The sequence below is a fragment of the Paenibacillus sp. 32352 genome, assembly GCF_002042965.1.
GTDB lineage: Bacteria > Bacillota > Bacilli > Paenibacillales > NBRC-103111 > Paenibacillus_S > Paenibacillus_S vulneris.
This window is the reverse complement of sequence record NZ_MZNT01000002.1, coordinates 20,784-45,181: the sequence shown is the minus strand read 5'-3', so window position 1 is coordinate 45,181 and position 24,398 is coordinate 20,784. Positions and strand designations below refer to the sequence as shown.

The window sequence follows — 24,398 nt, the reverse complement described above, 5'->3', positions numbered from 1 at the left end:
ATTATGTCCCATTCCCATCCCTATAACCAATGCAAAAAATATATGCATCGAAACGTCAGGATCACAACCGTACAAGGAGATACCTATGAAGGAAAAATCATGAAAGTAACGCACGATAAAGTGTATATTCAAGCCATTCGTCCGAGCGGACGCAACCAAGCTACCATTTCCTTTTTCCCGTTCATCATTCCATTGGTTCTATTTGATTTGCTGGTTATCGCTTTATTGGACAGACCCCGTTTTGGCCCTATCTATTAATAGCACGAAAGTCCCTCTTCCATGAGGGGCTTTTTTGATTCTTAAGCCGTTGCAGGCTGATCCTCTTTCGTGTAAAGCTTACCTAATCCGCATAATCCTGCAGGATACAGGTTGGATTGTACATAGTGAAACCCGCTTTTAAATACAACTTCTTCCTTTGTATGGTGAAAGGAATGCAAATATTTACAACAGATACAATAATACATGGCCGCACCTCTTTTTTTCTTTATCACTTCCATTTACACATACTTTTATGAAGAAAATATGATAATCATGCAGATTTTTGTGAAATATCTGTAAATCATGACAAATGGTTCTCGCTGTAAGGTATAGTTTACTATAAGAAGTTATTATAGTGCGGTTGCTTACTAATGATAAGTATGTTATATTACATATAATTCCTATTGGAAAGGTGGTATTATTATATGAGTCAATCCAGTTTGGTTCTTAATCAGGTTCAAGAAGAGGTTCAAGCCCATCGGCAATCCGAGTATCCTATTAACCCGGTGTTTCTGAATCGATGGTCGCCTCGTGCCTATTCCAATCAACAAGTTTCGGATGCCGACCTTTTCACCGTTTTGGAAGCTGCTCACTGGGCTCCGTCATCCTACAACGATCAGCCTTGGCGGTTTATCGTAGCTAAAACAGAGGAGCAATTGGCCGTATTCCACCAATTTCTAAATGAATTCAACCGTTCATGGGCCGATAAAGCCCCAGTCCTGATATTGGTTGCTTCCGACAAAACAAGAGCTAATGGAGATGCGAATCCGGCTCACACTTTCGATGCCGGCACAGCCTGGGGGTACTTGGCGCTGCAAGCCAAATTACTCGGTCTGGCTACTCATGCTATCGGCGGCTTCGATAAGACATTGGCGCGTTCTTTACTGAACGTTCCGGAAGAATTCGAACTGCACGCCGTAGTAACGCTGGGCTACCAGGGCGATGTAGGTATACTGCCAGAGCCTCTCCAGGAGCGCGAGGTACCTAATAACCGCCGGCCGCTTCAAGAGGTTATTTTTGAAGGAAGCGTGTCTAAATAATATATTCCCGCAAAAGCGATTGCCTTAGCATCGAAGCTGATACAGGCACTTTGCGCGAGCCCCGAAAATAATGAATTCTATCATGGTATACGAAAGCGGAGCATAGGCTGCTCCGCTTTTTTCAATTCATTACGGCAATTTATCTTTCAACTGCTCTCTTTTTTGAGTGTTTGTCTATCACACAACACAAAGAAAAAACTTGAAGCTTCCAAACAAGGGTTGCTCTATCACGAAGACATATTTGTGAAAAAGAAATCATATAATGAATATCATGTCCAATTATGGAACAAGCATGAGCCTATAGCAAAAAAAGGGGAGCGTGATTGCACGTGTGGGAAAGCGTACTAAAAAAAGACCAATGGGAAATTCAAGTCGATCAGGATCACAAATCCATCCTGCTTAACGTTTCGGCCCATCCGTCGAGTGAAGAAACCGTGTCTTTGCAATTGGATCAATCCGAGCTCTTCGAGCTCATCCATACGTTCTTGTCTATCAATCGTTCATTTAATAATGAAACGATGTATTATGATGACCTGGCTGCTGATCATTCATGACGGAATCAAGTTCAGCACATAGTTAGCTACACCGTCTTCCTCATTCGATTCAATAATCTGATCCGCAATCGCTTTAAGCTCCTTCTGGGCATTCGCAACGGCAATGGCGGTTCCGGCTGCTTCAAATAATCCGATATCGTTCCAATTATCGCCGAACACAATGATGTCCCCCGGGTCACATCCAATCCGTTGCGCCCACTTCAGCAGCCCCTCCTTTTTATTAGCTTTGGGGTGGCTGACTTCAAGAAAATAATGATCTGCAATATAGGCATCCGGCATGAAATGAAGATGAATAGTGTTCCCAAACTGTTGGCGGATTGCATTCATCAAAGGCTCGAGCTCTTCTTTATACCCAATATAGGTAAGAGTTAGCGTAGAATACCGATCTGAATGAAGAAGCTCCGGAAGCTCCTGGAATCTCGGATCGTTAGGACGGCTGGAGACGAACTGCAATTCACCCTTGCGCTTCAGCCGTTCATGAAACACCCGCTCCTCGAACGGTTCGTCTAAGGCGAACCAAAGAGGACTTAAATCAAACGACTTGCCTAACCGGATCACTTGCCCGGTCAAGCTTGGACTAAGAAACGCTCCATCCAGCTGTTTCATGCCGACAGGATCGAATAAGAGGGCCCCATTGTATAAGATTAACGGATATTTCCAATCCACATTCCCTGCTACGGTTGTAGAGCTCTTATAGCTTCTGGCTGTTGCATAGGTAATGATAATGCCATGATCCAACGCCTGATTCAGGGCGTTCGTGGCAAAGGAAGACAGCACGCCGTCCGAACGAAGCAGTGTACCATCCAAGTCGGTGACTACATATTTGGTTTTCAATCGGAATCCCCTCTCCGGTTTGTGCAGGAATAAGTAAACCAACGCCGTGACGGCGTTGGTTTAAGGTCGTTGCATATTCCTCGTCTCGCTTATGCCTCTACCAGCTGGTCGTACAGGGCAGCGTATTGCTGCGCAGACTTGCGCCAGCTGAAATCCTTCTTCTTAATGTTCGCCATGATTCGGGTCCAAGCCTCTTCGTCATGGTACAGCTGTACAGCTCTTTCCACCGTATACAGCATATCATGAGCGTTATAATGCGCGAAGCTGAACCCGGTTCCTTCCCCTGTAGATTCATTATAGGGCTGCACGGTATCCTTCAACCCGCCGGTTTCACGGACTATAGGAACAGAGCGATAGCGCATGGCTATAAGCTGTCCAATCCCGCAGGGCTCGAACTGGGACGGCATCAGAAACAAATCTGAGCCGGCATACATTTGACGAGCTAATCCTTCATCGAACAGAATATTCGCCGACAGCTTGTCCGGATAACGGTCGGCTGCCCACCGGAACAGCTGCTCATAACGATGTTCGCCGGTACCCAGAATAACCCATTGCGCATCCAGCTGGATTAATTCTTCAATGACGCGGTCGATAAGCGCAAGGCCCTTTTGCTCCACCAGACGCGTTACCAGAGCGATCAACGGCACATCCTTATTAACCGGCAATCCCAGCCTCTCCTGCAGCTTGAGTTTGTTCATTTGCTTCTTCGGAAGGGAGTCACGGTAATTGACCTCCAGATGCGGATCGGTCATCGGATCGAATTCTTCGTAGTCGATTCCGTTTATGATGCCAAGAAGTCTTCCGCTCTGGCTTCGCATAAGACTGTCCAAATATTCTCCATAGAACGGTGTCTGTATCTCCTGAGCGTAGGTAGGGCTAACGGTAGTAATAAAGTCGGAGTATAACAGCCCGCCCTTCATAAAGCTAGCGCCTCCATACTGCTCTAACGCATACCCGGTGAAATGCTCGTCCCCTAGAGCAAAAAAGTCTTTGAACTGCTCCTTGGCGAACACCCCTTGATATTTTAAATTATGAACAGTCATGATCGTCTTGATGTTCGCATATTCAGGCTGATAGCTGAAGTGAACTCTGTGCAGCACAGGAACCATCCCCGTTTGCCAGTCATGGCAGTGAAGAATATCCGGAATGAAATCGATGTGCTGCATCGAATCCATAACCGCCCTGCAGAAGTAGGCATAACGCTCTGCATCATCGCCATATCCGTAACAGCCACGGCGCTTGAAATAATATTCGTTATCGACAAAATAAAAGATAATGCCGTCATGCTCCAGCTTCAGAATCCCGCAGTACAGCTGCCGCCATCCCATCTCCAGAGTAAAGGTCGCCACGGTCTCCATGGCTTTGGTGTAGACCTCTGGGATATCCTCGTAGTTCGGCAGTATAACTCTTACGTCAATCCCTTGCTTGGCCAGCTCCTTCGGCAGCGATCCGATAACATCGGCCAAGCCTCCGGTTTTGGCAAAAGGTACGGCTTCCGACGCAGCGAATAACACTTTCATGGCTTCCTACCACTCCTTTATTATAGTGCGTGCTGGAAGTCTTCTTCCAACACGCTGTTTTTTCTATATAACCTTGGTCTTGGAAGCGATAAACGGTGCTTGTTTGTCTCCAGTCAGTACACGACCTCTACTAATAAACACATCTTTGTCCAGAATCGCATTCTCTATAATGACATTTTCTTCAATTTCGCAGTTTTGCAAGATGATGCTGTTCTTTACATAAGCCCCTTTGCGTATTTTTACGCCCCGGAACAATATGCTGTTCTCTACCTTGCCTTCAATTGTGCACCCATTGGCAATCAGAGCATTGCGAGCATGAGCATTCTCCGCATACCGCGCCGGAGGCTCATCCTTAACCTTTGTATATATCAGGTGCTTCTGGAAGAACAGCTCGCGCCATACCTTCGGATTCAACAGCTGCATGCTGTGTTTATAGTAACTTTGAATCGTATTCACTATGCCAGTATGCCCTTGATGCATATAGCCGTAGACGCTCAGCTTATCGATATTTTTCATAATACCGTCTCTTACCAGATGATCGTATCCTTGCGCCAGGCAGGATTCTACCATATCAAGCAGCAGCTCCTTGCTCATGACATACATTTCCATAGAAATGCTGTCGTTACGCAGGCGGCCGGATTGATCCTCCATTACAGTGACCTGGCCGTCTTCTTTGACGGCAAGCCGTCGGAATTTGGCGAATTCCTCATCGTCCGCTTGCTTATACACAACGGTAATATCCGCATTGCTCTCCAGATGCTGATCCAACACGTCGTTCAAGTCAATATTACACACGATATGGCTGCGTGAAATAACGACATACTCTTCCCGGGCGCGGTAGAAATAATCCCGATGGCTATAAAATTGAAATAAATCGCCGCGCGCCATGCCTGTCGTCTCATGAAGAATCGCAGGCAGCAGGAATAGTCCGCCCCGCTTGCGATCCAGATCCCATTCCTTGCCTGAGCCCAAGTGGTTCATCAGGGAGCGGTATTTATGCTGCGTAAACACCGCAACATTCTCGATGCCAGAATTCACCATATTAGATAACGTAAAATCGACCAATCGGTATCTCGCTCCAAAAGGCACGGAGGCCACGCAGCGAGAGTAGGTCAGTTCTTCCAGATCATCCGGCTCGTTCACCAGATTGATTACGCCCATCATACGCTTCATAAGAACTCACCCTTTCAAATTGGCCATCGTTGCTGCCATTGTGATAGTCTCGTTACTGCCGATCAAAATAATATTGGATTGCTCGTCAGGCTCGCCAATAACGCAGCCGTCCTCTATCGTCGTGTTTTCGCCAATGATAGCCTTGTATATTTTTACGTTACTCCCGATGCGTACATTCGGCATGATGACAGAATCTTTTATAAAGCTTCCTTCCCCGACCTGCACGCCATAGAACAAGACGGAATGGTCTACTTCTCCGAGCACGCTGCATCCTTCATTAATCAAGCTGCGGCGGATTTGTGCGGTTGGAGCCACATACTGCCCGGGCTGGCACGGGTTGACGGAATAGATACGCCATTCGGGATCATTCAGATTAAATAACGGCTGGTTCTCCAATAAATCCATATTGGCTTCCCACAGGCTTTCTATCGTACCCACGTCTTTCCAGTACCCTTCGAATGGATAGGCGAACATATTTAACCTCTCCCGCAGCATGAGCGGAATGACATCCTTGCCGAAGTCTTTGCTGGAATCAGGATTCATCTCATCCTTGCCCAAATATGATTTGAGCACCTGCCAGTTAAATATGTAAATGCCCATCGAAGCCAGGTTGCTCTTGGGCTCCTTCGGTTTTTCGGCAAATTCGATGATCCGGTCATCATCGTCCGTACTCATAATCCCGAAGCGGCTGGCTTCCTCCCACTTCACCTCGATGACGGCGATCGTTGCGTCGGCGCCTTTTCGTTTGTGGAAATCAAGCATCATATCGTAATCCATCTTATAGATGTGATCGCCTGATATCACCAGCACATACTCCGGATCGTATTGTTCGATAAACGATATGTTCCGGTAAATGGCATTGGCCGTTCCTTTATACCAATCCCCGCCTTGCTGCTCCATATAGGGAGGCAGCACCGTAACGCCGCCGTTTTTGCGGTCAAGATCCCAAGGGGTTCCAATGCCGATATATGTATTTAAAACCAATGGTTGATATTGTGTAAGTACACCAACGGTGTCGATTCCTGAATTCGTGCAGTTGCTAAGCGTAAAATCGATGATCCGGTACTTCCCTCCAAAATGAACGGCAGGCTTAGCCAATTTACTGGTCAATACGCCTAAACGACGTCCTTCTCCCCCTGCAAGCAGCATGGCCACGCACTCTTTTTTTCGCATCAACCTATCCCCTTTCTCTTTTACCAGCGATTGCTTTACGTCGAATCTTGACAGGCTCTATAAAGACGGTTGCTAACGGTGGAATCGTGATATGCAAACTGAAGGGCTGTGAATGCCACTCCACCTTCTCGGTTTTCAGCTTGCCCGTATTCAACTGTCCGGACCCGCCATAGACAGGGGTATCACTGTTAAAGAGCTCCCTATATTCTCCTGCATAAGGTACGCCGATTCGGTATCTGGCGTGGGTTACCGGTGTAAAGTTACAAACGGCAACTAAGAAATCATCCGGGTCGTTGGAATGTCTGATAAAGGTAACGATGCTTTGGTCGCGGTCATGCGGGTCGATCCAGGTAAAGCCCTCGGGCCTATGGTCCAGCTCCCATAGCGCTTTCTCCTGCAAGTAAAGGTGGTTTAAATCGTGGACGTATTGATGCATACTGCGGTGGCTGTCATAGGTGAGCATCTCCCAATCCAAATCCTCGAGATCCTTCCACTCATCGAACTGACCGAATTCGCCGCCCATAAACAGCAGCTTTTTGCCGGGGTGCGCCATCATGTAGCCGAACAGCACCCTGAGGTTAGCGAATTTTTGCCAATAGTCACCAGGCATCTTGTTGAGTAGTGATTTTTTGCCGTGAACCACCTCATCATGCGATAGAGGCAGCACGTAATTTTCGGAGTAAGTGTACATAAATGAGAAGGTAAGCATATTATGCTTGCCTTTGCGGAAATACGGGTCGGTCTCCATATAGCGGAGCATATCGTTCATCCATCCCATATTCCATTTGTAATTAAAGCCAAGACCCCCGGAATGAACCGGAGCAGTTACAAGCGGCCAATCGCTGGAATCCTCAGCCATCATGAGCGCGTTAGGGTAGTGGGCAAACACGGTCTGGTTCAGCTTTTTCAAAAAAGCGATCGCCTCCAGATTTTCATCCCCGCCCTGCTCATTCTTAATCCATTCATTGCGCGGCTTGCCAAAATTCAAGTACAGCAGGCTGGCTACCGCATCGACGCGCAATCCGTCAATATGGAACACATCCATCCAAAAGAGGGCGTTGGAAATAAGGAAGCTAACCACCTCAGGCTTGGAAAAGTCAAACGACATCGTCCCCCACTGAGGCTTCTCCGCTCTCGAAGGATCCTTGTGCTCATAGAGAGGTTGGCCGTCAAAATGGCGCAGTCCGTGATCATCCTTAACAAAATGACCCGGAACCCAGTCCATAATAACGCCGATTCCGCACTGATGGCATCGGTCCACGAAATACATGAAGTCCTTCGGAGTTCCGAATCGGCTCGTGACCGAATAGTACCCGGTAGCCTGATATCCCCATGAGCGATCATACGGATGCTCGGCCAAGGGAAGCAGCTCCACATGCGTGTATCCCATATGCACGACATAGTCGATCAGCTCATCAGCCAGCTCCCGATAGGAGTAATACTGGTCTTCAGGCTTCTTTTTCCATGTTCCCAAATGGACTTCATAAATGTTCATAGGCTGTGCATAGGGGGACTGCTGCTTGTGCTGCCACTCCTGGTCATGCCACTCATAGCCCTCCAACGATGTCACACGCGAGGCCGTACCCGGTTTCAGCTCAGAGTAAAAAGCATACGGGTCCGCCTTCCATACCAATGTGCCCTGGGCGGTTACGATTTCGTACTTGTAGTACTCGCCTTCCTTGACTCCCGGAACGAACAAGCTCCATACTCCCCAGGTACTCACCTTACGGAGAACGTGGCTGCTTCCGTTCCAAAAGTTAAAATCCCCAATGACTCGGACTTCACGGGCATGCGGCGCCCAGACGGTAAACCGAACGCCAAGGGTGCCTTCATGTTCCGTAAAATGCGCTCCCAGCACCCGGTAACTGCGGAATAAGCTCCCCTCATGGAAGAGGTAAAGATCTTCCGGACCGGGGATTACGCTCATCATAGGTCATACATCCCCTTTTTGTTCAATTTTGCGGCCTCTATTAATCAAATACTACATCGGGCTGCAAATTCCTTTCCGTACTTTTCAAATTCTACAGCAATTCTGAAAACATCCTTATTTTCCACTACATGGTAAATTTTTATTTCATTTCCTATGTATTCTCGAAGAAAATCTTTATTTTACAAGCTCCGCTAAAAAGCGATCGGATCTCTATAAAATTGACATTAGTTGACCTTTTTCTAACAGGTATGCAGGAAATTGCTGCTTGAGCTTGAATATCTTCTACTGGACTATATCATGAGTTAGTAAAAGAGAGGATGAATTCCCCCAATGAACGACAAGTTTAAAGGGCTCGTGCTTGGACTATCCCTTGGCGTCATGCTGACCGGATCGGTCGCTTATGCGAGCGGGACACAGATTGAAGTATATTTTCAAAACATCAAATATATGTTTGACGGAATCGTGAAAACGCCGACCGAAGAACAGGGTCAAGGGTTTATCTATAACGGGACCACGTATGTGCCGCTCCGCTTCGTCAGCGAAGCCCTCGGCAAGGAAGTCCAATGGGACGGCGATACCCAAACCGTATGGGTCGGCAAAAAAGTCGATATGGCTGCCGTTGTGGCCACCTATGAAGGAGGCCAGGTAACCCGCGGGGATTACGAGAAATTCGCCTACATTCTTCGTATGACCAATCCGCAATACGGTGCCAAAGAACCTGACGATGCATTCAAACAATATGTTATTAACCAGATTATCGCTTCCCGCATCATCAATGCTAAATTAAATGAAACGGATCGCGCGGAAGCCCTCGAGTCCGCGGATAAGCAAGTCGCAGAAGCCAAAACATTTCTTGACGCTCGTGCGGCTGACATGAGTAAACAAGGAATTACCGAGTCGGATATCCGTAACTATGTTCAGGGTGTGGTAGCTACCCAGACATGGCTCGATTCGAAGGCGGACGAGCCTACTGTCAAAGCGGCTTACGACCAGGCGGTGGCAAATAACGACGAGTCCATTATCAGCGCCTCGGTACGTCATATTCTGATTATGAAGGAAGATGACAACGGAAAGGCACGCACGGAGGCCGAAGTTTCCCAGAAGCTTAAGGAGGTTCAGGATAAGCTGAAAAATGGCGGGGATTTCGCTGCATTGGCCAAACAGTACTCCGAAGACCCCGGCTCCAGCGACAACGGAGGCTTGTACACGAACGAGCCTGTAGTCAAATGGACGGATGCCTTCAAGAAAGCGACCATCTCTCTCGAGCTGAACAAAATCAGCGATCCGGTAGAAACCGAGTACGGGTACCACATCATCCGCGTAGAGTCTCGCACCACGCGTTCTTATGACGATGTGAAGGAAACCATCAAAAATCAGCTCATCGATAAGAACTACAATCAATTCATGACAAAAGAGCTGCCTGCCTTGATTGAGCATGTGGATTTGCCCAAATAAATAAACACTCCAAAAGACCGGGGACGCTCCCCGGTCTTCTTGCATGGCATTGTGCAAGCAATTAGTGTAAAATGTGGTAGGATCAAAGATATGCATGGGTATAGCCCTAGAAGGAAGGTAACGTCATGTTTGCAGCACACGATTGGAAAGATTATGAATTAATCGATACGGGTAACGGGGAAAAGCTGGAGCGTTGGGGACAAATCGTTCTTCGGCGTCCTGACCCGCAAATCATTTGGCCGATTGGCAAGGAAACCGGTCAATGGCGAAACGCCGATGCCCACTATCATAGAAGCTCCAGCGGCGGCGGTCAATGGGAATATAAACGGGATCTTCCGGAACGCTGGACCATCTCCTACGATAAGCTGAAATTTCATATCAAGCCGACCAGCTTTAAACATACCGGTCTTTTCCCGGAGCAGGCGGCGAACTGGAAATGGATGATCGATAAGATTCAGGGGGCCGGACGCAGCATTCGCGTTCTGAATTTATTTGCTTACACCGGTGGAGCCAGCGTAGCCTGCGCTTATGCCGGCGCGGAAGTATGTCATGTGGATGCATCGAAGGGCGTAGTTCAATGGGCCAAGGAAAACCTGCAGCTGTCCGGGCTCGGCGACCGTCCTGTCCGGTTTATTACGGATGATGTCTTCAAATTCGTCCAGCGGGAGCAGCGCCGCGGCAGCCGGTACGACGCCATTATTATGGACCCGCCTTCCTATGGCCGTGGTCCTAACGGAGAGACTTGGAAGCTCGAAACCAACCTCTACCCATTCGTAGAGTCCTGCATGCAAATTATGTCGGACAAGCCGCTTTTCATGCTGATCAACTCCTACACAACGGGGATTTCGGCAACCGTGCTGAAAAATATATTGGCCATGTCCATGGGCAGATCCTACGGAGGCAATATTACCTGCGGCGAAATCGGACTCCCGATTACAGCTTCCAAGCTTATGCTCCCGTGCGGCATTCTAGGACGCTGGGAGGCTTAACCTATGGGTCAAGCCTCTCTCCCCTCCATTCCGGTATTATATGAGGACAATCATGTAATTGTCGTCGTTAAGCCGGTGAATGTCCCGACCCAAGAGGACCAGTCACAGGATCCGGATTTGCTTACGATGATTAAGCAGGACTTGAAACACAGGCATCAGAAGCCCGGTAACGTCTATTTGGGACTCGTTCACCGGTTGGATCGGCCTGTAGGCGGCGTTATGGTATTTGCCAAAACCTCCAAAGCCGCCTCGCGGCTATCCGATGCCGTTCGAACCCGTTCCATACGCAAAATCTACACGGCCGTGGTGAATGGCAAGCCGAAACAGCCGCAAGGAACCTTGACCCATTACTTGCTCAAGGACTCCAAGACGAACACCGTTTCCGTAGTGCCGCCTAACAAACCTGGAGCCAAAGAAGCTATATTGGATTATACGGTTGTCGATCATAGTGAAGGACTCTCTCTTGTCCGGGTTGAGCTTCACACCGGGAGACCTCATCAAATCCGGGTTCAATTCTCTGCGATAGGCTGTCCGCTCGTTGGTGACCAGCGCTATGGCGCTCACCTGACGAAGCCCGGGCAGCAAATCGCTCTTTGGTCAACCGAGCTTAGCTTCGAGCACCCTACTACAAAGGAAACGCTGCGCTTTCGCTCGAATCCGCCCAAAGCGTATCCTTGGTTTCTTTGGGGCGATAGATTCCAGTAATGAGCTAATCTGATCCGCATTGCGGCATCCATGTCATAACTCAATGAGAGCTTTCCTACTGTATGACATGATTTCCAATCACTAAGACAGCGGTCTCCGCTGTCTTTTTTAACCTCTCCAAGGTCCAAACGGACAGCGATTTGCCGCCGTTCTTTCCACTTTCAACAGCCGGATCAACCGGACTTATAGCGATCGAAGTCTATCATCTTTCGTAAACCACAGCTTATAGCTTAGTAAGCTTAGTATAATACTGGTTAATGCAGCCGACGATACGAGAGTAAACATAATAAGAATTTGATATTTAACGGCTTGAACCGGATCCGCTCCCGCGACTATCATCCCGGTCATCATGCCGGGCAGCTGGACCAGACCCACTGTTTTCATCCCGTCAATCGTAGGGATCATGCTGGATTTGACGGATCGCTTCAGCGGTTCGTGTATCGCCTGGCGCGACGTCGCTCCCAGCGACAACAGCACCTCAATTTCCCCCTTGGACGCCTGAACCTCCCGCTTCATTTGATTAATAAAGAGGCCGGATACGACCATTGCACTTCCTATGGTGATCCCGCTGATTGGAATAATATATTGAGGGGTCTTCTCTATGATTCCCAAACCAAGCAGCAGTGCCATGGTTAGCCCTTCCGTCGTAGAAATCGCAATGGCGATTCGCCATCGGATGCCGGAGAGCCCTTTTCCCCTCGAGCCTGCATTCCAGGAAGCTACGGCGATCATCATGCACAAGATGAGAATTAAAAACACTGGCTGCCGGGCGTTAAATACGAATTGAAGCACATAGCCGATGAACAGCAGTTGTACGGCAGAACGGACCGTACCGATGGCAATTTCTTTGCCCAAGCCTAGCTTTTGCCACATCGAAATCAGGATCGTTATGGCAATAAATACAAGCGTGAAGCTTAATGCCACATTATTCATAAGTGCCTCCTTCACCGCTCTTTGTGACCTGGAGAAATTTTTGCCCGATTTCCGTATCCGGTCTCTCAAAGAAATCACTGGTTGGACGGTCTTCCAGCAAAGTGTGTTCTGCCATAAACCATACTCTGTGACTCGTTGCACGCGCCTGCTCCAGATCATGGGTAACCCAGATCAGGGAGGTTCCGTATTTCTCATGCCACGCTTGCAGCAGCTTCTCCACAGCCTGTTTGCTGTGCAAATCCAGGGAAGCCGTAATTTCGTCCAGCAGCAGTAGTTGCGGCTGCATCAGCAAGGAACGGACCAACGCTACTCTTTGTTTCTCTCCTCCGGATAAATCCTGCGCGTTCTTGCTCCAATCCATTTCCTCCAGACCAACATTCCGCATCAATTCCATCGCTAATGACGCATTGAAGGACTGCCGATGCAAAAGACTGACCGTCTTCAGATTATGCTCTACAGAGCCTTCCAGCATGACTGCATGCTGTGCAACGAAGCCAATTTTCTTACGCCAAGCCTGCGGGTTCCACTGCGTCGAAGAACGCCCATCGTACCGAATCGTGCCCTCCTCCGCGGCATCCAGCATCGCAATAATCCTCAGAAGCGTGCTTTTTCCTTGACCCGATAACCCTAGGAGTGAGATTATCGAAGGCTCCGCTACGCGTGTGCTCACATTGGAAAATAAACATTTCCATCCTTCCTGCTGCTGGATGCTTTTTTTCAAGCCGTTTATTTCTAAAACCGGATAATCATTCACTAGGTACTCCTTCCTGCCGCCCAAAAATAAATGTCTGACCGATAACAAAAACTCTATATATTATAACTTTTTCCATAAGGTTTCGCACAGCCCAAACTAATGAGCCACCTTAAGGATGGCTTGGCCACGAAGTAGATTCAGGCGCCTTGCGTGAAGCCCCAAAATGTAAATCCTCTATAGATATTGAAAAAACCGTCCAGGAGCATCCTCCCGAACGGTTTTAACCCATCTTATAAGTCGCATCTCTCCGCCGCGTCTACCGTATGCTTCAACAGTGTCGCAATGGTCACAGGACCTACACCCGCAGGTACCGGAGTTATGGCACCGGCGATACCGAGGCAGGCCTCGTAATCAACATCGCCGATATTCCCTTGGTTGTAGCCTGCATCGAGAACAACGGCTCCCTGTTTGATCCAGCTGCCTTGGACGAACCTCGGCTTTCCTACCGCTGCAACGACGATATCCGCCGATAGGACGATGTCGGATAATTGGTTCGTTTTCGAATGGCAGATCGTAACTGTGGCATTGCGGTTCAACAGCATCAGGGACACCGGCTTGCCCAGAATAGGGCTTCGGCCAATTACAACGGCATGTTTGCCTTCGATTGGAAGCTGATACGCATCCAGAATCGCCACAATGGCCGCAGGAGTGCAGGACGGGTACAGGCCGAACCCGAATGCCGTCTGCGCAAAACCAAGCGTCGTTACCCCATCTACGTCCTTCTCGATACGAATTGCCTCAAATGCCGCCCGTTCATCAATATGATGAGGTACCGGATGCTGAAGCAATATGCCGTGGACGGTCGAATCCTCATTCAGCTGTCGAATGACTTCTACTAACTGCTCTGTAGTTGTGCCCGGTTCAAGGTGAATGCGTCTTGATTCCATCCCGAGTCTTCTACAGGCATTTCCCTTCATACGGACATAGGTCTCCGATGCCGGGTCGTCACCTACCAGAATCGTCGCCAAGCACGGGATGACTCCCCGTTCGGTCAATCTCCTAATTCTTGATTCCAGCTGCTCCTTGATACGTGCAGCTACACTTGCGCCATCCAAAATGATGCTCATGTTCCGTCATCCTTTCCATTTGGAAGTGGTAAAAACGCAAAAAGGCAAGAGGAGCATTCCTCTTACCTTAGCCCAGGCGTACGGCCACAAATATCCTATGTGCTCCCTCATGGTTCCCCATGTTCCGCCAGTTACACATAGCTCAGTTATCCCTATAATACCCTTAATTTCCCTAGAAGGCAACTAGGCGTTAGCCACTTTTCCGAGCAAATAAACGAGCAGCTGCTGATTATGAGCGGAAATACGGCTCAAATAGCTCTGTAAAAACCGTTCGCGGATAATAACTCCGCGCTCGCACTCCTGTTTCCCTTTATCCGTCACCTGTACCCAAACGATGCGCCGATCCTTGCCGTCGCGTTCCCTGCTTATTAATCCGGCCTTTTCCATCCGGTCCAGCAATGTAGTGATCGCTGCGGGTGTCGTATCCAGGTATTCTATAAAATCCGACGGCTTCATCCTCTCATGACCGGACAATAGCTCCAAAACCGTTAGCTGTCCTTCCGTCAAGGTAGGTGACAGCTCGGTTTCCATATGATTACGCAAATCCTTGGATAATTTCCACCACAACTTAGCAAATTCCTGAGTAATCACTGATCATCACTCCTGCATCTACTATTCTTTGAATCGATTCTCTCTATTGCTGCGTGCTCTGCTATATTAGATCCGAGTTTTCTTGGCTAGTAACCTTATTATACCATTGTCATCGCGCGGTTTAAAGGTTAACAGCATAAATACTTTAAGACATTAAACGATAAAAAAGAGGAACATTAGACCCTATTCAACATATATTGCTACATGGGCTTTTCAAGAGAAGCGGAGCTTGTCAATTCATGCGGAGGAGTGATATGCGAATGGAAACGTGGAAGCAGTTGATTGGAGAAAAGGCGCTGCAAAAAGGAATAATAAACGACCCACAATGGCTGGATAAATTGGATGAGCCCATGCCTGTGTGGGTCGTACTGGAGCTTATGTTGAAATGCTTGGAGCGTTTGGACTCCGATTACAGCAGCTACGATTAATCGATCTTGAGCAGATCCGTAATCATATCCGTTTTGGAGATAGGAACGGCTTGCCGGCCGGTTGATTTACGCTGTTCAATCGGCGTGCTTTCCGACGAGAAGGATACCCGTTCACCGCTTTGCAATACCGCGGTAAGCAGAATCTCTTCTTTCACGGCATATGCCTTCACTAATGCTGTTCCGTTAGGCTTGACCCGTTTGCCGTCCTTGAATTCGAACGTGATTATTCCTTTACCGCCCCGGCCTTGAACCGGATAATCCAGGATCAGTGAACGCTTGGCATACCCGAGATCGGTGACGACAAGCAGTTCTCCCTCCTCCCCATCAATCCACTCAGCGCTGATGACTTCGTCATCATCCTTTAACTGAATTCCGCGAACCCCGGCTGCGGCGCGTCCCATCGGGTTCACTTCATCCTCTCTGAAACGGATAGCCATTCCTTGCTTCGTTACAAGAAGAATATCTTGATCATTCGTACTGACGCGAACGTCCAGGATCGCATCGTTCTCTCCTACCTTGCTGGCTACGATGCCGATCGAGCGATTCGTCATGTATTCCTTCAGCTCCGTACGCTTCACCTGTCCCCGCTTGCTTACGAATACAAGCGATTTGCCCGGTTCGTCAAAATCCCGTACCGGAATGACGTTGACGATCCGATCCTCTTTAGGCGTAGGAATGACATTGACTATGGCCGTTCCGTTTTCCTTCCATTTATACTCAGGGACCTGATGCACCGGCAGGAGGTAATACTGGCCTCTCTGCGTAAAGATCAACAGGTTATCCAGTGTGTTCACTTCCAGCAAATAACGTACATAATCGCCTTCCTTCAAGCCGGTCTTCTCCAGTTCCCCACCGGAACGGGTAAAAGAAAGCTTGCTCGTCCGTTTAATATAGCCTTCGTTGGATAGGGTAACAAAAACATCCTCGGCCGATACCATGACCTCCAGATTGACCTTCAGCTCCTCAACCTCGTTCTGAATGTCGGAACGGCGGTCGATGCCGTATTTATTACGAATTTCGGTCATTTCATCCTTAATGACCGCCATGAGCTTCTTCTCGCTGCCCAGAATACCGCGCAGCTGCGCGATCGTCTTCTGTACGTCCTTCAATTCCTTTTCAATCGCATGAATCTCCAGATTCGTCAAGCGGTACAGCTGCAAGGTAAGAATGGAATCCGCCTGGCGCTCGGTAAAGCCGAATTGGGAAACCAAGTTGTTTTGTGCGTCTTGACGGTTCTTCGACGCTTTAATCGTCGCAATGACTTCATCCAGGATGTTTAGCGCCTTGGCTAGGCCTTCGAGTACATGCGCGCGGTCTTCAGCCTTCTCAAGCTCATATTGGGAGCGAAAAGTCACAACTTCCTTCTGATGCTCGATATAGGCTTGCAGAATCTCTCTGACACCCAGCTGCTTCGGCGTTTTGTTTACAATCGCCACCATATTGAAGTTATAGGTGACCTGCAAATCCGTCTTTTTGAACAAGTAGGCCAAGATACCTTGCGCATCGGCCTCCTTCTTCAGTTCCACTACGATGCGCAGACCATCGCGGCCGCTCTCGTCTCTTACGACGGAGATGCCCTCGATTTTTTTCTCCAGACGGATATTCTCCATCGCGGTGACCAGCCTCGACTTCACGACCTGGTACGGAATCTCCGTAATAACAATCTGCTGGATGCCGCCGCGCAGCGTCTCAATCTCGGTCCGTGATCTTAGATGTATGCGCCCTTTGCCCGTTTCAAATGCCTCGCGAATTCCCTCGGAGCCCATAATAATGCCGCCTGTAGGGAAATCCGGACCTTTCATGATCTGCATCAGCTCGTCGATCGGCATCGCAGGCCGATCCATCAAAGCTATGCACGCATCAATAACCTCTCGTAAGTTATGAGGAGGAATTTCCGTTGCAAAGCCGGAGGAAATCCCGCTGACTCCATTGACAAGCAGGTTCGGATAGCGTGCAGGAAGGACTACAGGCTCCTTCGTTGTGTTATCGAAGTTGTCCTTGAACAGCACCGTACGCTTCTCGATATCCCGCAATAACTCCATCGCGATTTCTGACAGTCGGGCTTCGGTATAACGCATGGCCGCGGCCGGATCATCATCGATCGAGCCCCAGTTGCCATGGCCGTCAACCAGCATATGGCCCATCTTCCACGGCTGCGCCATCCGTACCATACCTTCATAGATCGCAGCGTCTCCGTGGGGGTGATAGTTACCCATAACGTCACCGACCGTTTTGGCCGACTTGCGGTACGGTTTATCCGGGGTGTTGCCCGAATCATACATCGCATACAAAATACGTCTTTGCACCGGCTTCAAGCCGTCCCGCACATCGGGAATCGCACGGTCTTGAATAATATATTTAGAATAGCGACCGAACCGGTCGCCAACGACTTCTTCCAAAAATGCGGGTAAAAAATTTTCCAGTATCGTCACGATTCACCTACTCCTCGAACTCGGTAAAGTTGACATTCTCGACAATCCAACGCTTCCGCGGGTCTACTTTTTCCCCCATTAGCGTCGAAACGCGCCGTTCCGCTTTAGCCGCGTCCTCAATCTTCACCTGCAGCAGCGTCCGGGTTGCCGGGTCCATCGTCGTTTCCCACAATTGATCCGGATTCATCTCCCCTAAGCCTTTGTAACGCTGCAGTTCCACGTTTTTGCCCAATTCCTTGGTCAGTACATGGAGCTGCTCATCCGTCCACGCGTAGCGGACTGTAGTATTTTTCCCTGATTTCTTCGTCAGCTTATACAGCGGCGGCTGAGCAATAAATACTTTGCCTGAATCGATCAGCGGCTTCATATAGCGATAGAAGAACGTAAGCAGCAGCACTTGAATATGAGCGCCATCTGTATCGGCATCCGTCATAATAATGATCTTCGCATAGTTGCTTTCTGATGCGTCGAATTCCGGTCCTACGCCAGCCCCGATGGTGGCAATGATCGCCTTATACTCGTCGTTCTTCATGATGTCGAGCAGCTTGGCCTTTTCCGGATTCATCGGTTTTCCCTTGAGCGGCAGGATCGCCTGATGCTTCGAATCCCGCCCCTGCTTGGCAGAGCCGCCGGCGGAATCACCTTCCACGATAAACAGCTCATTACGCGAATAATCCTTGGATTGAGCCGGCGTCAGCTTGCCCCCCAGATTGGAGCTTTCGCTCTTTCCTTTTTTGCCGCTGCGCACTTCTTCACGCGCCTTCCGCGCGGCTTCGCGGGCCTTGGCGGATTGAACGGCTTTTTTCATAATCATTTGCGCTACTTGCGGATTTTCCTCCAGGAAAACCGCCATCTTATCCGATACGACGGAATCCACTATGCTGCGAGCCGAAGCGCTGCCCAGCTGATCCTTCGTCTGGCCGACGAATTCTACTTCCCCCATCTTAATGTTGATTACGCACATCATGCCTTCACGCAGGTCCTGGCCGTCAAGGTTTTTATCCTTTTCCTTCAAGATGCCCGATTTTCTGGCGTAATCGTTCATAACGCGGGTATATGCCGTTTTGAAGCCCGTTTCATGCGTACCGCCGCCGCGGGTCGGAATCGAGTTCACGAAGGAAACGATCGTTTCGGTATAGCCGTCATTGTACTGCAGCGCCACTTCGACTTCGATATCGTCCTTCTCAGCGCTAAAATGAATCACTTCATGCAGCACATTTTTTTCTTCATTCAAAAACTTGACGAACTGGCTGGCGCCGCCCTCGTATTGAAACGTCTCCTGTTTATCGGAACGCTCGTCCTTAATCGTCACCTGCAAGCCGGAATTAAGAAAGGCAATCTCTTGTAAGCGCTCCAGCAGCGTATCGTAGTTAACAGACGTTCCGCCCTGGAACACCCTTTTGTCCGGTTTGAACGTTACTTTGGTTCCTGTCTGCCGGGTGTTGCCAATGACCTCAAGACCGGTTGTCGGCTCGCCGACATGCTCTACGCCTTTGTCGTCAACCCAATACTCGAACCGTTGACGATGAGTTTTACCTTCCCGATAGATCGTAACCTCCAGCCATTCAGACAACGCGTTCGTAACGGAAGCACCTACGCCGTGCAAGCCCCCGGATTTCTTGTATCCTCCTCCGCCAAACTTGCCTCCGGCGTGCAGAATCGTAAAGACGACTTGCGGCGTAGGGATTCCTATCTTGTGCATGCCTGTCGGGATCCCGCGGCCATTATCCTGAACCGTTATCGATTGGTCCTTATGTATCGTCACGTCGATTTTTGTACAAAATTTGGCAAGATGCTCATCGACGGCATTATCGACAATTTCCCAAATCAGATGGTGCAAACCCGAAGTGCTTGTACTGCCTATGTACATTCCCGGTCTTTTGCGGACCGCCACAAGTCCTTCGAGTACTTGTATATCATCGGCGCCGTAGTCCGTGCGCTCGGTGGTGGAGTCGGTAAACAAATCTACCTGTTCCGTCATCGAAGCCCCCCCTTTACTCCTGAAGCTCTAGTTCTATTGTGCATTATAACATCTCGTTGTGTTAGTTCAATATATCTTTTTTCGTGAAAACCGTAAAGGATACGATAATAGATACGACTCCCCAAACGGTCAAAACCATCAAAGAAAACGGTAAATCCATGCCCTTTATCGGCGGCAGACTGCCCGTTAAATAGTCGGTCAGACGCAAATTGACCATAAATAAATATTTTGCCGTCTCCCAAGAGGATACCATATTTGTCAAGATGGTGCCGGAGATCAGCACGGCGAGCATAAGTCCCATTCCCGCGGCGGTGCTGCGGATTAGCACGGAAACCATCAAGGACATGACAGCTACAATGATCGCCGCATACCACACCAGGCCGAACTCCATGATTAAGTACAGCCATTGCTGCACCGGCCGAACGTAGGAGGTGTCCACCTCGGAGCCGACAATTTTAAAGCCGAAAAATACAGGCATGTCCCAGCCGCCGTAGCCAAACACAATGCCTGAAATCAAATAACAAAGCAGTGCGGTACAGGTAACAACCAGCGATGTAAATAAAACTAAACTGATCAGCTTGCTCAGCAAGATTTTCCATCTTCCGACGGGCCTTGTCAAGAGAAGCTTTATCGTACCCGTCGAATGCTCGGAGGACACGAGGTCTGAGGCGATAACCATGACCATCAGCGGAATGAACAGCCCCACTGCGTTTTTAATAAATTCTCTTGTAAAGGTTACCCCGTTTGGCGACGCCGGATTCACATCTTTATCCAAGTAGTATTGCGCGAGCATAACTTCAACCTTGCGGAACTGCTTCCATTCTTCCGGAACACGCGCACTGCCGATGCTTCTCGTATAGTCGACAATCTTCTGCCTTTGCTCCGCCCGCCAGTCGGTAGTACCGAACTGCTTAAGATTATTTTGGGATACTTTCAGCTGGGCATAAGTAAACATCGGGATGAGGGCGGCCAAGATGAGCAGCACGACTAACAGCCGCTTCTTTTTTATAATTTTGATGCATTCGTTTTTCACTAACGGATATACGCTAACCAATACGTTTCCCCTCCGTTAAGCTTAAGAATAAATCCTCGAGCGTAGGGCTTTTCGTTTCGACCCCGTACAGCTGGATACCGGCCTCTACCATAGCACGTGTCAATGCAGGAATGTCATCGGGATTCAGCTGCGTAATAATATCGTGTACAGCCGCATCTCCCCCGCCAGTCTCTTCCTGCTTCAGAACGATTTCCAGCACCTGAATATCCGGCTTCGCTTCCAGCAGCTGAACGGCCTTCACTACCGGCGCTACACGCCAAATCACACGGCTTGCCGACTCATCGATCAGTGACTCTACCGCGCCGACCTTGATGACCTCCCCGTGCGTAATGATCGCTACCCGATCACACATCTGTTGGATTTCACTCAGCAGGTGGCTTGAAACGAACAAGCTTAAGCCCGTTTGAGCCAGCTTCTTGATAAATTCCCGCATCTCCTTGATCCCCTGAGGATCAAGACCGTTCGTGGGCTCGTCGAGTATCAGCAGCTTCGGACGGTTCAGCAGCGCCTGGGCGATTCCAAGCCGTTGACGCATCCCGAGCGAGTAGGTTTTCACCTTATCGTGAATCCGCGCATCCATCCCGACAATATCGACCACTTCTTGAATCCTTTGCTCATCGATTCCGGGAAGCATCCGGGCAAAGTGCTCCAGGTTCTCCCATCCGCTTAGATAGGAGTACAGCTCAGGGTTTTCAACGATACAACCGACATATTGGAGCGCTTCGTCATGATTTTTATGTACATCATGCCCGCAAATCGTAATCGACCCCTCCGTCGGGGTGATGAGATCGACCAGCATGCGGATTGTCGTCGTTTTCCCCGAGCCGTTAGGGCCAAGAAACCCGAAGATTTCGCCTGCGTATACCTCAAACGAGACTCCCTTGATAATCTGCTTTTTCTTAATCGTTTTTTTGACATTATTGACTGACAGGACAACTTCCGGTTGGCTTCCCATTGCTCTGTTCTCTCCCTTATCTCATGGTCCGGTGATGCACTTTTGGCTATTTGACGATTTGGACGATTCGATCGGCTATCCTTTCATAGCCGTCCTGATTAGGGTGAAAATGATCCGTATACAAATATTTGTTGAGATTCAGCTCGAACAAATCCGCCGTAGGGACGACCACCATATGAGGATAGCGGTTCGCGATTTCGAATGCCGCCTGATTCCATTTTTGAATCAGCAGCGAGCCTTCTCTTTTCTCATCCAAATCAAGAAACGGATGGTATAGCCCGACATAGCAAACAATAGCATTCGGATTTTGCTTGGCGATCGTATCCAGAATCTGTTCCAGCCGCTTTAACGCTTCCGGCATTCTGTCCAGCGCGGCTTTAGGGTTAAAGCCCTCATCCTTCTGCCCCGTAAAGATCCCTTGCCCGCCTTCGAACAAATCGTTGCCTCCCGCCGTTAACAGGATCAGATCGGCTTGGGCGATCGCGGTGCTCATGTCTTTTTTCGCTGCCATATCCTTCAAAATATCGCCGGTTCTAAATCCCGGTATGGCAAAATTATTGAGAATAAACACCGGCTTACCGAGCTGCTTCTCCAGCTTTTCCTTTGTTTGACCGACATAGCCTCTTCCCGATAAATCGCCGGTTCCCGCACTTAAGGAATCGCCTAAGGCGACGATTTGGATCTTATCCTTCGAAACAAGCGACGAGTCCTGGGGCTTGGCCGCCTCCTGCGGGGGTGCAGCCTCCGTCTGCTCTACCTTCTTTGGATAAATAATCTGGTTGATTGCATAAACAAAGCCAAATACGCACAGCAAAGTGGACAATAATGCGGCCAACCCGACGGTTCGCCACAAAAATCGAGTGGATAGCAAGACAACTTCTCCCCTTTACCAACATTCGACATATAAAAGTCGCTTTCATTTTAGAGTAGCGGTTTATGAGCAGATTTGCAAATGTGCGTCCCGTAAAAAGGTGATTCATGCGAACGCAATAGGTATAAGCCTTGCAGAGTTTCCGGAAACAGCAAAAAACCGGGAGATTTCCATCAAATCCCGGTTCCTGCATTCTATTATAACCCCAGGCTTCCCGCTTCAAACTACGTGTTGCCTGCATTTCTTTTCCGTTCCAACTGCGTTAATCAGATAGTTTCCCGAGATATTTTAGCGGATTTTGCTGTACGTCACCTTTCCGCACCTCAAAGTGCAGATGGACCCCCGTTGCATTCCCCGTACTTCCCATGATTCCGATTTTTTCGCCTTTTTGCACGTTTTCCCCTTCTGTAACCGCTAGTTTGCTTAGATGCCCGTATAACGTGCTGTATCCGTTCTGATGATCGAGGATGATGCAGTTGCCATACCCGGTCTTCCATCCGGCAAAGCTGACAGTCCCATAGTCTGCCGCCATAATGTTCGACTGTTCGGATACCATATCCGTGCCCGGGTGAAACGAGCCCCACCTTTGACCATAGTCGCTGGTCAGCTTGGGACGATAAACCGGCCATATGAACGTACCGGTCCCAACTCCCGGAATGATTTTCGTACCTTTCTTCACCACGGCTTTCTTGGCCGGCTGAATCGTTTTTTCCCCGGAAAGACTCTCTCCAACAAGCTCGCCGTTAATTTTGGTGATCAGGTAGCTTTTCTCCATTAAACCGTTTTCACCAATCTCCATCGTCTCCTGGTTTCCGGCTTTCATGGTGCTATCCTCTATGTACTCTATATCATAAGGCACATCGACCGTTTCGACATGCCGCTCAACCGTTTTTACGGCAAGCAAAGGCTGAAGAACCGTGAGATTCAGCACGTCTCCGACATGAATAACTGAATTTTTGATAAATGGGTTGTTATCATAGATTACTTTCTGGCTGATATGGAACTTATACGCGATGCAAGACACACAGTCCCCGCGTTGAACGGTATATTGAATCGGCTGGACACCTCCCGTTTCGATGGCCGCAAGCAGCTCGTCACTGTTCGCGACTTCTTCGGGCCGGATTTCCAGCTTCGCCAGCTCCACCTGTTGAACAAACTCTACGGATTGGAGATTCGACGCAGAGTCAGGGGACACAAATTTAGTTTTATACCGGTTCAGCAGCGCGTTCACAGCCTCCTCATCCTTTAAAACGCCAAGAGGCTTGCCGTCGATAAGAATCTGAACGCCGCTTGTCCGAACGGTCGCTCTTTGTTCGAGCTTCTCCAATACCTGCGCATTATCAAATGCCGCCTTGTATTCGCGTTCCCGGACATAATGAATATCTCCGATACGAAGCTCCGTCTGCACGGAGGGAAACGAGAGCCTGGCCTGCTCCTGCTTCCGGAACAGCCAGTCGCGGACGACGTCCGTCGAATCAACGGCTCCAATTCTTTCCGTTCCCACAAAAACTTGATAACGAGTTACCATATGGTTCAGCATATAGACATAAGCAGAGGACAAAAATATAATGAGCACCGTCATAAAGCTAAAGCCGACGACCAACCATTTATTCTTCCAGCCTACTATGTAATCCACATGTACCTCCCGCAATCAGGTTTTGAAATGTCCACCTCCCTATCCTATTCCTGACGCTCGTCAAA

22 protein-coding genes and 1 riboswitch are annotated in these 24,398 nt (G+C 49.0%); of the genes, 7 read left to right on the top strand and 15 right to left on the bottom strand.

The annotated features are described in order from the left end of the window. Positions 1 to 3 precede the first annotated feature (3 nt). The 3 genes from B1728_RS04610 (at position 4) to B1728_RS04600 (ending at position 1,852) form a co-directional block, all read left to right on the top strand. Positions 4 to 258, top strand: a complete 255-nt coding sequence (locus B1728_RS04610; RefSeq protein WP_079909023.1) for a hypothetical protein — start codon at positions 4 to 6, stop codon at positions 256 to 258. A gap of 425 nt (positions 259 to 683) precedes the next feature. Further along, entirely contained in the window at positions 684 to 1,298 is a 615-nt protein-coding gene (locus B1728_RS04605; protein WP_079909022.1) for a nitroreductase family protein, read from the top strand. Positions 1,299 to 1,627: 329 nt separating this feature from the next. After that, the gene (locus B1728_RS04600; protein WP_144027760.1) at positions 1,628 to 1,852 is read left to right on the top strand and encodes a hypothetical protein; all 225 of its coding nucleotides are present in this window, start codon (positions 1,628 to 1,630) and stop codon (positions 1,850 to 1,852) included. Here B1728_RS04600 and B1728_RS04595 read toward each other — a convergent pair. The 5 genes from B1728_RS04595 to glgB form a co-directional block, all read right to left on the bottom strand. Then, positions 1,847 to 2,686 (bottom strand): Cof-type HAD-IIB family hydrolase, encoded by an 840-nt coding sequence (locus B1728_RS04595; RefSeq protein ID WP_079909020.1) that lies wholly within the window; start codon positions 2,684 to 2,686, stop codon positions 1,847 to 1,849. The genes B1728_RS04600 and B1728_RS04595 overlap by 6 nt on opposite strands. Before the next feature lie 89 nt (positions 2,687 to 2,775). Further along, positions 2,776 to 4,206 carry a glycogen synthase GlgA gene (gene glgA / locus B1728_RS04590; RefSeq protein WP_079909019.1) on the bottom strand — a complete coding sequence of 477 codons (1,431 nt, stop codon included), beginning with the start codon at positions 4,204 to 4,206 and terminating at the stop codon, positions 2,776 to 2,778. Positions 4,207 to 4,269: 63 nt separating this feature from the next. Further along, on the bottom strand, positions 4,270 to 5,370 hold the full coding sequence (glgD, locus tag B1728_RS04585; protein ID WP_079909587.1) for a glucose-1-phosphate adenylyltransferase subunit GlgD: 1,101 nt from the start codon (positions 5,368 to 5,370) through the stop codon (positions 4,270 to 4,272). 15 nt (positions 5,371 to 5,385) lie between these two features. Beyond that, positions 5,386 to 6,552, bottom strand: coding sequence for a glucose-1-phosphate adenylyltransferase (locus B1728_RS04580; protein ID WP_079909018.1), 1,167 nt, complete (start codon positions 6,550 to 6,552; stop codon positions 5,386 to 5,388). Positions 6,553 to 6,556: 4 nt separating this feature from the next. Further along, positions 6,557 to 8,482: a 1,4-alpha-glucan branching protein GlgB gene (glgB, locus tag B1728_RS04575; RefSeq protein WP_079909017.1), complete on the bottom strand. Its 1,926-nt coding sequence runs from the start codon at positions 8,480 to 8,482 to the stop codon at positions 6,557 to 6,559. A gap of 330 nt (positions 8,483 to 8,812) precedes the next feature. Between glgB and B1728_RS04570 the strand changes: the two genes are divergently transcribed. The 3 genes from B1728_RS04570 to B1728_RS04560 all read left to right on the top strand — a co-directional run bounded on the left by B1728_RS04570 (position 8,813) and on the right by B1728_RS04560 (position 11,631). Further along, positions 8,813 to 9,937 (top strand): peptidylprolyl isomerase, encoded by a 1,125-nt coding sequence (locus tag B1728_RS04570; RefSeq protein ID WP_079909016.1) that lies wholly within the window; start codon positions 8,813 to 8,815, stop codon positions 9,935 to 9,937. Between the two features lie 125 nt (positions 9,938 to 10,062). Next, a complete protein-coding gene (locus tag B1728_RS04565) occupies positions 10,063 to 10,926 on the top strand; it encodes a class I SAM-dependent methyltransferase (protein WP_079909015.1) in 864 nt (287 codons plus the stop codon). A 3-nt stretch (positions 10,927 to 10,929) separates the two neighbouring features. After that, a complete protein-coding gene (locus B1728_RS04560; RefSeq protein ID WP_079909014.1) occupies positions 10,930 to 11,631 on the top strand; it encodes an RluA family pseudouridine synthase in 702 nt (233 codons plus the stop codon). A gap of 183 nt (positions 11,632 to 11,814) precedes the next feature. Here B1728_RS04560 and B1728_RS04555 read toward each other — a convergent pair whose 3' ends face one another. The 4 genes from B1728_RS04555 to B1728_RS04540 form a co-directional block, all read right to left on the bottom strand. Next, positions 11,815 to 12,564 carry an ABC transporter permease gene (locus tag B1728_RS04555; protein ID WP_079909013.1) on the bottom strand — a complete coding sequence of 250 codons (750 nt, stop codon included), beginning with the start codon at positions 12,562 to 12,564 and terminating at the stop codon, positions 11,815 to 11,817. After that, complete coding sequence (locus B1728_RS04550; RefSeq protein WP_256865233.1) at positions 12,557 to 13,318, bottom strand: ABC transporter ATP-binding protein; 762 nt, start codon at positions 13,316 to 13,318, stop codon at positions 12,557 to 12,559. The genes B1728_RS04555 and B1728_RS04550 overlap by 8 nt, the downstream gene beginning before the upstream one ends. Positions 13,319 to 13,548: 230 nt before the next feature. Next, a complete protein-coding gene (locus tag B1728_RS04545) occupies positions 13,549 to 14,385 on the bottom strand; it encodes a bifunctional 5,10-methylenetetrahydrofolate dehydrogenase/5,10-methenyltetrahydrofolate cyclohydrolase (RefSeq protein ID WP_079909012.1) in 837 nt (278 codons plus the stop codon). A gap of 63 nt (positions 14,386 to 14,448) precedes the next feature. Then, positions 14,449 to 14,530, bottom strand: a riboswitch (ZMP/ZTP riboswitch). 38 nt (positions 14,531 to 14,568) lie between these two features. Continuing rightward, positions 14,569 to 14,976: a MarR family winged helix-turn-helix transcriptional regulator gene (locus B1728_RS04540; protein ID WP_079909011.1), complete on the bottom strand. Its 408-nt coding sequence runs from the start codon at positions 14,974 to 14,976 to the stop codon at positions 14,569 to 14,571. A gap of 260 nt (positions 14,977 to 15,236) precedes the next feature. Here B1728_RS04540 and B1728_RS36125 point away from each other — a divergent pair, with 260 nt between their 5' ends. Continuing rightward, entirely contained in the window at positions 15,237 to 15,404 is a 168-nt protein-coding gene (locus B1728_RS36125) for a hypothetical protein (RefSeq protein ID WP_179135885.1), read from the top strand. Here the strand turns inward: B1728_RS36125 and gyrA are convergent. From gyrA to B1728_RS04510, 6 genes are all read right to left on the bottom strand, one after another. Further along, complete coding sequence (gene gyrA / locus B1728_RS04535; RefSeq protein ID WP_079909010.1) at positions 15,401 to 17,836, bottom strand: DNA gyrase subunit A; 2,436 nt, start codon at positions 17,834 to 17,836, stop codon at positions 15,401 to 15,403. The genes B1728_RS36125 and gyrA overlap by 4 nt on opposite strands. Before the next feature lie 7 nt (positions 17,837 to 17,843). After that, positions 17,844 to 19,817, bottom strand: a complete 1,974-nt coding sequence (gene parE, locus B1728_RS04530; protein WP_079909009.1) for a DNA topoisomerase IV subunit B — start codon at positions 19,815 to 19,817, stop codon at positions 17,844 to 17,846. Positions 19,818 to 19,878: 61 nt separating this feature from the next. Beyond that, positions 19,879 to 20,871, bottom strand: coding sequence for an ABC transporter permease (locus B1728_RS04525; protein WP_079909008.1), 993 nt, complete (start codon positions 20,869 to 20,871; stop codon positions 19,879 to 19,881). Next, entirely contained in the window at positions 20,864 to 21,826 is a 963-nt protein-coding gene (locus B1728_RS04520; protein WP_079909007.1) for an ABC transporter ATP-binding protein, read from the bottom strand. Before B1728_RS04520 ends, B1728_RS04525 begins: the two co-directional genes overlap by 8 nt. A 46-nt stretch (positions 21,827 to 21,872) precedes the next feature. Continuing rightward, entirely contained in the window at positions 21,873 to 22,697 is an 825-nt protein-coding gene (locus tag B1728_RS04515) for a GDSL-type esterase/lipase family protein (protein WP_079909006.1), read from the bottom strand. 262 nt (positions 22,698 to 22,959) lie between these two features. Next, on the bottom strand, positions 22,960 to 24,333 hold the full coding sequence (locus B1728_RS04510; RefSeq protein WP_079909005.1) for a M23 family metallopeptidase: 1,374 nt from the start codon (positions 24,331 to 24,333) through the stop codon (positions 22,960 to 22,962). Between the last annotated feature and the right edge of the window lie 65 nt (positions 24,334 to 24,398).

Coding starts and splice junctions, on each gene's coding strand:
- B1728_RS04610 (WP_079909023.1), top strand. CDS start 4: ATGTCCCATTCCCATCCCTATAACCAATGCAAAAAATATATGCATCGA.
- B1728_RS04605 (WP_079909022.1), top strand. CDS start 684: ATGAGTCAATCCAGTTTGGTTCTTAATCAGGTTCAAGAAGAGGTTCAA.
- glgA (WP_079909019.1), bottom strand. CDS start 4,206: ATGAAAGTGTTATTCGCTGCGTCGGAAGCCGTACCTTTTGCCAAAACC.
- glgD (WP_079909587.1), bottom strand. CDS start 5,370: ATGATGGGCGTAATCAATCTGGTGAACGAGCCGGATGATCTGGAAGAA.
- B1728_RS04580 (WP_079909018.1), bottom strand. CDS start 6,552: ATGCGAAAAAAAGAGTGCGTGGCCATGCTGCTTGCAGGGGGAGAAGGA.
- glgB (WP_079909017.1), bottom strand. CDS start 8,482: ATGATGAGCGTAATCCCCGGTCCGGAAGATCTTTACCTCTTCCATGAG.
- B1728_RS04570 (WP_079909016.1), top strand. CDS start 8,813: ATGAACGACAAGTTTAAAGGGCTCGTGCTTGGACTATCCCTTGGCGTC.
- B1728_RS04565 (WP_079909015.1), top strand. CDS start 10,063: ATGTTTGCAGCACACGATTGGAAAGATTATGAATTAATCGATACGGGT.
- B1728_RS04560 (WP_079909014.1), top strand. CDS start 10,930: ATGGGTCAAGCCTCTCTCCCCTCCATTCCGGTATTATATGAGGACAAT.
- B1728_RS04555 (WP_079909013.1), bottom strand. CDS start 12,564: ATGAATAATGTGGCATTAAGCTTCACGCTTGTATTTATTGCCATAACG.
- B1728_RS04545 (WP_079909012.1), bottom strand. CDS start 14,385: ATGAGCATCATTTTGGATGGCGCAAGTGTAGCTGCACGTATCAAGGAG.
- B1728_RS36125 (WP_179135885.1), top strand. CDS start 15,237: ATGGAAACGTGGAAGCAGTTGATTGGAGAAAAGGCGCTGCAAAAAGGA.
- parE (WP_079909009.1), bottom strand. CDS start 19,817: ATGACGGAACAGGTAGATTTGTTTACCGACTCCACCACCGAGCGCACG.
- B1728_RS04520 (WP_079909007.1), bottom strand. CDS start 21,826: ATGGGAAGCCAACCGGAAGTTGTCCTGTCAGTCAATAATGTCAAAAAA.